We start from the raw sequence: 6,633 nt of genomic DNA, 5'->3' as shown, positions 1-6,633 counted from the left end.
CCCAACAGCTCCAGCACCAACCGCTTCAGATCGGCGTTCGACAGGCCATCAAGATCCGGGGCCGGTGACATGCAGGGGATTGAATCAGAATTGTCGCTGCGCCGGAACCCCGACCCGCCAGCTCAGCCCGGACTTTTGCCAATGTTACGGCTAAACTGCCAAAGTCCTTGTTTTTAAGCCATTTTAGCAGGCCTGAGGGAAGCCCTCCCCTCCCCTGCTGGTTAACGAAATAGCTTGAGAGACGTCTTCAAACGATCAGTTGAATGCAGTACCCATCTTTGTACGGCTCGCCGGACATGATTGACATCACTGCGGTGCCCTCCTTTTGGTGCCTCCCGTTGGATTGGTGAGCACTTGCTGGTGCTCGGATCTGTTCCACAATTCTGATAAATCAGCGCATTTCGCAATGAAAGAATGACGTTTGAGGACGGGCGCAACGCAGAGGGGGCAGAACCTAGGTCCTGCCCCACGGCATCACTGCTTGTTAGCTTTGTAAGTTGCGTAGAGGTCGTCCAGCTTTGAGAAGACGAATGAACCAAACTCCGGATCGATGCTTTTATCGATCTGCAGCGTGTACTTCGTCTCTGTATCATTGACTTTTGCGAGACGACGCCCGTCCGGGTCTTTCCAGAAGCTGAACTCCGAGGCCAAATTCTCCGGAGCTACCCGCTCCCTCTTTGACAGCTTTGTAAATAGTGTCTGGAATCTTTCGTCGGATTCGAGTTTCACAAAGTCCGGTTTCTTGATGATTTCACGGGCTCGGCCGACGCCATTAGCCTCGAGAACAAGCGCAAGGAAGTCCAACCACCTCGGTCGTCCAATGCTTGGTGCTCGCCCGATCGCACTAATGATATCTGCGGGGATCTTGGTTGCGATAGAAATGAGTGAAGATAGATCACCCTTTCTAACTGAAAGAGCTGCCATAATCGTCGCGCGTGTGAATTTGCGCTCTTCGAGTGTCGCCGCAAACCGTGCCCGCTCGATGTAGGACAGATCTAGACGCTCGTTGTTCTCCTGTCCTTGGGCGATAACCAGATCTTCATCGCTCAAATCTTTAATGACGGCTCTGACTTTGATGCCCAAGGCTGCCGCGGCGGCAACGCGGCGATGACCGAATGCAATCTGGTATCGCCCCGCGATCTCTGGGTGAGGTCGCACAAGGATGGGGACAATCTGGCCCTGGTTCTTGATTTGCTCTTTCAGACTAGCCAGGGCGTCATCGGATCCGTCCATTCGGTCAGTTACAAAGGATCTGTCGATTTTGTCAGTTTCGATCTCAACAACGGTGTGGCCAGATTCGATCTGAGCTTTGAGAGCTGAAATCTCGGCCTCTGATTGCCCCTTCATGTTCTCAAGGGCAACTCCCATCGCTCCCACAGGAGCGCGGCCTTCAGACATCATAGCAGCGAACCTGGAACGCTTGTCGTCAACGTTCGGCTGCGGTTGCTTTGGCATTTGGACGATTGTCTTGGGGGTTTCCACCTCGTCAGTTTGTTCGAGGTTGGCTTTCAAAATCGCCTGCAAGTCACGTGCCATTAGATCCTCCCCCAAGCCTGTTTGATTAGTGCTTCAATCTCGCTGTTCACATTGTTCATCGCATCGATTGCGCGATCGAACGTAGATTTCGTGAACTGTTCTCGTGACACCTCATAGATGGTCTGCTTCGTCAGACCAGCGTCGGAAATCGCGGTGCTCTTTAGCATAGCGTTCGTCAGAACGTGCTGTCCGAACATCGTACGCATAAAATCGACCATTTGGCTCTGAGGCCCGTCGCCTGGCTCGAAACGAGTGATCAGGTAGCGGGTAAAATCGTACTTCATGCTGCCGCCGTTTTCCCGGACGACGCGAAGCATTTCGGAGGCCATCGTGAGGAATTGGCACATCGACATGACGTCGAGCATCTGGGGATGAACAGTAACGACCATCGACGTGGAGGCGCTGAGCGCCGCAAGCGTGAGGAACCCAAGTTGCGGTGGGCAATCGATCACGACGACGTCATAGTTCTCCTCCACGGCCTTGAGGCTCATTCCGATGCGCTTGAAGAAGGGCGTTGAAGGATTTTGCCGGTCCATTAACGCCTTAGGCGTCTCGTGCTCGAACTCCATGAGCTCAAGATTAGCCGGGATAATATCGAGGCCAGGGAAGTAGGTTTTCCGGATGATCTCCTCCGGATGTCGCTGTTCCCCATCGTAGCGGATCGATCCGTAAAGGGTATGATTTGGATCCACGTCGAATTCTGGCTGAATGCCATGGAGTGCCGAGAGGCTTGCCTGAGGGTCGAGATCGATAGCCAAAACCCGATAACCCTGCAGGGCAAGATATTGAGCAAGATGAGCAGAGGTGGTGGTCTTTCCGCTTCCACCCTTGAAATTTACGCAGGAAATGACCTGCAGATGCTCTCTCCCGGTTCGGTGCTTCATATAACGCCGGTCGGACTTGCCCGTCTCATCAAGGTACTGCCGAAGTGCGTGGAGGTCTTCCAAGCTATACTGCCTCCTTCCATTCGGCAGCATCTCGGTTTGGGGTCCCTTCCCTTCCAGGGAGAGCTGACGCAGGTAAGCATCCGCAACACCGAGGATCTTGGCAGCCTCACCAGATGTGAACTTGCGAAGTGTTTTACGAGCGAGCGGCGGATAGAGAGCTAGGCGTTGGGACTGCAGTTGTTTGGAGAGATCCCTCGCATGAATACCAATCAGTTCATCCACCCATTGGGACTCGTCGACGGGTACCTCGGTTTTCTGTTGCGCCAGAGCCATGGCATTCCTCACGGATACGGAAACGGGCCAAAAAGTTGGCTGTTTCCGTAGTTGGCCCTGAAATCCTTTCCGATTTGTTAACATTAGCGGGCTGGCTGAGGATTTTTTATCTTTGGGTCATTCCATGCCAGGGTTGTTGACGAATAGGCGGTTTGTAGCTGCAAACAAATTTTTCTCGGCTAGCCGAGAGGGTTGCAGCTTAGGCACTCTCCGAGCGGCCAACAGATGAAATGTCATTAGCGGGCTGGATATCGATCAGCGCGACGAATGTCGCGACTTTGTTGCTTGACGACGAGGGGTGGACTTACAGCAGGTGGCACTTGGTTTGCAGCTACAAACCAGTGAGTGCTTGACCTCTAGGAACCACCCTCCCCGCTCAATCGACGTATGATCGGTGCCCCTGTTGCCGGTTTGCAGCTACAAACTTGGAACTGCGCTAGGCCAAAGCTGTCCGGACTCTTCGGGGGCTTGCCCCTCATTGCGGCTTCGCTGGCACTTACCTCCGCGCTATTAGATCTCGTTTGCAGCTACAAACTTGGCTCTCTATTGATTGAGACCAGCTTTCCGACAGATAACGATCACTTCTGGCAGATTTGCTTTGAGCATGCCCCTGCTCATCGTAGTAGCCGGTTGCCTGCTGAATCGATTTGTGAACTGATTGGCATAGGGTCCAGCCGCGGAATCCCGTTCCGTCCGGCTTTAGTTCTAAAGCAGATCTCAGCCCCTGGGCGCTGAGATCTGCGGGAGCGAGCACGCCATCCGGCAGCGCTTCTCCACCATGAGATTGACCAATTGCGGGGTGAGAGCGTTCGCCTCAACGGAGCCGACCTCACGGACGTCGTGGAAGATCGGCCCTGAGGTGATCTCAGGAAATACTTCCACGCGTGCTGGTCCATATCTGCCTGCCCCGCCGCGAAGGCAAAGCGACCCTGCCCTTTCGTAGCCGGCTTTAGGCGCAGGTTTGATTGAAAAAGTCGGAGATCATCTGAAATGTAGATCGATTGGCTATAAGCGCTCGACAGATCCAGATGTGCGCTTCCACGAATACTCAGTTGTCTCTCGCCCTTGTCTTAGGTTTAAGGCGGCGCATTTCCAGACGGGGCCCCATTTCTCGCCGAACATCTATCACCGTCCTGAAGCTGTTCTTCGTTGATCGATTCTCTATTTTAAATTGGCTGTCATCGCGCACAGACGCGGCACTGGAGCATGCCTAACGACAAGATCCGATATCTGGTGCTTAACCGCGTCGACCCGAATGCCAAAATAGCTTGGTCTTACGTCCTATCAATTGACGCGAGCCTATTCGGTGATGTGGCCCTGATCCGTGAGTGGGAGCGCATCGGTACTGCACGACAACGCAAGATCGAACTCTACGAGAGCGAGAGCAGAGCGGTCGAGGTTCTTGAGGCTTGGCTGCACCGGAAGCAAAGACGGGCTACCTCAAGCGGCATCGTTTTCCCTAGGCAGACCTCCACACGGCACAAATGCTGTCCTCAAGCGTTGGAGTGTTTGACAACACCTCTTCGTGTTGGCATAAACTCCAACATGAAGGCCGAACTCCTGCTCCGTGAGCGCCACCAGACTGCGGACGACGCATTCGTCGAGCTTCGGGTCTGGCGGGTCCCGCATCCGGTGCGTGGGTCGGAGCACGAGTATAAGTACGCGCTAGCCTATGTCGTGAAGGGCACCTGCGTGCTCCGCTACGATAATGAGGCCGGGAAGGGCGATCACAAGCACGTTGGTACGATCGAGACGGGCTACCGCTTCACGAATCCGGCCCAGCTGCTCGCGGACTTCTGGCGCGATGTCGACCAATGGAGGCCTGAATGACCACAGTGACCCTTTCTGTCGCATCCCGTGAGGACGTGACCCAGCGCGCGCTAGCCGCCTTCGGGGGCGAGGCCCAGGGCGCGCATATCTCGTTCGCTTCCGTCGAACTCCTCTGGCAGACGCTGACGAAGAAGCGCTGGGAAATCCTCAAGATCATGACAGGGCAGGGCCCCCTGACAATCCGCGAGATTGCCCGCCGCGTCGACCGTGACGTGAAGGCCGTGCACGGGGATGTTCATGCGCTTCTGGAGGCCGGCGTCATCGATCGAACGGACGAAGGGCTCGTCGTCTTCCCCTACGACGCTGTTCACGTCGACTTCATGCTAAAGGCCGCTTAAGTCTAAAGGCCGCTTAAGTGAGGACTGGCGACGCCGGCACGATCGGGGCTCGCGGAGCCTCCTGGATCGGCCGGCGTCGAGGCCTCGAGATCGCGGCAGTCCAGCGGACGAAACCGGGAGAGACCGACGATCACGTTACGCCAATGAGGTCCAAGGAAAACCCCTCCAGAAGAGTGAAGGGGTTTAACTATTTATCCCTTCGACCGCGCAGCCTTGGCCATCTTCGCCTACCCAATGACCGCCATCGCAACAGGCTGACTTAATCGGCTGATGCAGATCCATGGCGTCTTGGAAGATGTCAGCGCTCGTCGTGAGCGTCTGGCGGGAGCGCAAGGCCGTGCTTCTTCGCCAGTTCAAGTTGCTTTTTCACTGACGAAGCTGACCATTTCAGGGCGCCGCGAGGGGTCCGCTCCCGCATGCGTTTGAGCTGTGCTCCGATCTCCCGCAATGAGAGGCTTGGGTCGGTCATGGCGATGCCGGCAATCAGCGTCATGAGCCGATCCTCCGGGTTCTTGCGTGGAGCAGGCTGGAGGAGGGCAGGATCCGTCATGTGCTGCGCCACAAGCTTGCCGACCGCGCGCCGCAGCCGGGCCACGGTCCACGTTTGCCCGCTGTTGCCGAGTACGCGAACAACGTCTTCCCAAGGATGCTGCGGACGCATGCGGCGAACTGTCGGCATCCAGCGATCTGCGCTGGCAATCAGCTCATCGAGATAGACCTTCTCGCGGGCGAGGGCGATCTTGCGGATGGCCTCTGGCCGACGCTCGCGCATCCCCGGATTGCCCGGCTTCTTGCCTCGCGCCTTTGCCGCCTTGATGCCGGCCCGCGTCCGCTCCGAGATGAGGGAGCGCTCAAGCTGAGCGACAGCGCCGAGCACCTGCAAGGAAAATATACCTTGTGGGGTCGAAGTGTCGATGGGGTCGCGCAGGGACCGGAAATGCGCGTTCCTGGCCTCTAAGGTTTCGATCACCTCAAGAAGATGGCTCACTGAACGCGCCAGGCGGTCCAGACGTACCACGACCAGGACCTCACCCGGCTTGATCTCCCGGATGAGCCGCGTCAGCACCGGCCGGGCCCGACTTGCGCCGGATCCGTGCTCCTGGTGGATCTCGGCGCAGCCGGCAGCGCGCAGTTCATCGAGCTGAGCATCGTGCGCCTGATCCTCAGTAGACACGCGGGCGTAGCCAATGAGGCGAGCTTTCGAGAGGGGAGGGGCCATTAAGATTTTCCGAGACGGCTTTCATGCCCTTTGTACACTTTCGCTTGTTGCGAGCAACTGATCGTTTGCAAACGTATCTCAAGCCATTTTGTTAACCAGCCGGGAAAGGAAGGACTTCCCACAGGCCTGCCAAAATGGCCTAAAACAAGGGCTTCTGGAGCCCTTCAGTGCTATCAAGGCCCGTGGAAGCGACCCCAGAACGGCTCACTCGACACACCGTTCTTGATCTGAGCGGATGCCGCTTTGCAGAGTGCCGCTATGCCTCACCCTTCGTCGTAGCCAAACCTTGCTTCGCTTCTCTCGGCTAAGCTATAGCTTCTTAGATCAACAAGTTAGCTTGGGGGCGCAGACGTGGCTTTCGGGGTAACTGGGGCATTTTAGGGGGCGAGGGATTCCTCCCTTCGGGCATTCATGATTCAATCCCGGCATGACCTCGCCTGATCGTTCCAACAAGCCGCTGTCCTCGACAGCCCTGCGCGAGCTGGTCTCG

The 6,633-nt window shown here is 56.5% G+C and carries 6 protein-coding genes and 1 pseudogene; 3 read left to right on the top strand and 4 right to left on the bottom strand.

Annotation, left to right across the window (positions count from 1 at the left end; all coding sequences use genetic code 11):
• Positions 1-474 precede the first annotated feature (474 nt).
• The 3 genes from repB to FS320_RS45505 all read right to left on the bottom strand — a co-directional run bounded on the left by repB (position 475) and on the right by FS320_RS45505 (position 3,638).
• Positions 475-1,536 (bottom strand): plasmid partitioning protein RepB, encoded by a 1,062-nt coding sequence (gene repB / locus FS320_RS35565; RefSeq protein WP_152717072.1) that lies wholly within the window; start codon positions 1,534-1,536, stop codon positions 475-477.
• A complete protein-coding gene (gene repA / locus FS320_RS35560; RefSeq protein WP_152717071.1) occupies positions 1,536-2,756 on the bottom strand; it encodes a plasmid partitioning protein RepA in 1,221 nt (406 codons plus the stop codon). Before repA ends, repB begins: the two co-directional genes overlap by 1 nt.
• 717 nt (positions 2,757-3,473) lie before the next feature.
• A complete protein-coding gene (locus FS320_RS45505) occupies positions 3,474-3,638 on the bottom strand; it encodes a site-specific integrase (protein ID WP_153885374.1) in 165 nt (54 codons plus the stop codon).
• Between the two features lie 324 nt (positions 3,639-3,962).
• Between FS320_RS45505 and FS320_RS35555 the strand changes: the two are divergent.
• From FS320_RS35555 to FS320_RS35545, 3 genes and pseudogenes are all read left to right on the top strand, one after another.
• Positions 3,963-4,178, top strand: a pseudogene (locus tag FS320_RS35555) (WGR domain-containing protein); the annotation flags it as partial.
• Positions 4,179-4,301: 123 nt separating this feature from the next.
• Positions 4,302-4,586, top strand: a complete 285-nt coding sequence (locus FS320_RS35550; RefSeq protein WP_152717073.1) for a toxin-antitoxin system TumE family protein — start codon at positions 4,302-4,304, stop codon at positions 4,584-4,586.
• Positions 4,583-4,924, top strand: a complete 342-nt coding sequence (locus FS320_RS35545; protein WP_152717070.1) for an HVO_A0114 family putative DNA-binding protein — start codon at positions 4,583-4,585, stop codon at positions 4,922-4,924. Before FS320_RS35550 ends, FS320_RS35545 begins: the two co-directional genes overlap by 4 nt.
• Positions 4,925-5,222: 298 nt before the next feature.
• Here the strand turns inward: FS320_RS35545 and FS320_RS35540 are convergent, their stop codons facing one another.
• On the bottom strand, positions 5,223-6,143 hold the full coding sequence (locus FS320_RS35540) for a recombinase family protein (protein ID WP_152717069.1): 921 nt from the start codon (positions 6,141-6,143) through the stop codon (positions 5,223-5,225).
• Positions 6,144-6,633: the final 490 nt, after the last annotated feature.

This window comes from Microvirga tunisiensis (assembly GCF_009296175.1).
In the GTDB taxonomy this organism is placed as follows: Bacteria; Pseudomonadota; Alphaproteobacteria; order Rhizobiales; family Beijerinckiaceae; genus Microvirga; species Microvirga tunisiensis.
The sequence above is the reverse complement of the archived record's forward strand: the minus strand, read 5'-3'. Positions and strand labels throughout refer to the sequence as shown.

Coding starts and splice junctions, on each gene's coding strand:
- FS320_RS35545 (WP_152717070.1), top strand. CDS start 4,583: ATGACCACAGTGACCCTTTCTGTCGCATCCCGTGAGGACGTGACCCAG.
- repB (WP_152717072.1), bottom strand. CDS start 1,536: ATGGCACGTGACTTGCAGGCGATTTTGAAAGCCAACCTCGAACAAACT.
- FS320_RS35540 (WP_152717069.1), bottom strand. CDS start 6,143: ATGGCCCCTCCCCTCTCGAAAGCTCGCCTCATTGGCTACGCCCGCGTG.
- FS320_RS35550 (WP_152717073.1), top strand. CDS start 4,302: ATGAAGGCCGAACTCCTGCTCCGTGAGCGCCACCAGACTGCGGACGAC.
- repA (WP_152717071.1), bottom strand. CDS start 2,756: ATGGCTCTGGCGCAACAGAAAACCGAGGTACCCGTCGACGAGTCCCAA.